The sequence below is a fragment of the Mesorhizobium sp. M4B.F.Ca.ET.214.01.1.1 genome (genome assembly GCF_004791545.1).
Taxonomy (GTDB): Bacteria; Pseudomonadota; Alphaproteobacteria; order Rhizobiales; family Rhizobiaceae; genus Mesorhizobium; species Mesorhizobium abyssinicae.
The window spans coordinates 1-349 of record NZ_SRUX01000153.1; the positions used below are offsets into that span (position 1 = coordinate 1).

Here is a 349-nt window from a genome sequence, read left to right on the forward strand (position 1 = left end):
GCCGGGATCACCATCGCTGGCGCCGAGGGGCACTATAGTCGCGCACCTACTCAAGGGCGAACAGCTTTTTTGAAGCTCAGGCCTTACGGCGTGGGAACTGCCACACCGCATTGTGCAAGACCCTGACGCCGCGAGCGGGCCAATTCATCCTTCAGACCATGCAGCGTCAGTTGCGGCGTCTCACGCGGACGGGCCACGATGAAAGCACGGTGCGCTCCGGAACCCTCTTGCGATGTCCACGCATCTTGCCAGGCGCTCCCGAGCCAGTCGCCCGATGACGCTGCAACAACTTCACCGCCGCCGAAACCGAAATGCCGAACCGCTTGGCGGCCGGCCGGCGGCTCTCAAC

General features: G+C 64.2%; 1 pseudogene. It reads right to left on the reverse strand.

The window, feature by feature from the left end:
* Positions 1 to 79: 79 nt before the first annotated feature.
* Positions 80 to 349: pseudogene (locus EN857_RS35325) on the reverse strand (IS630 family transposase); the annotation flags it as partial.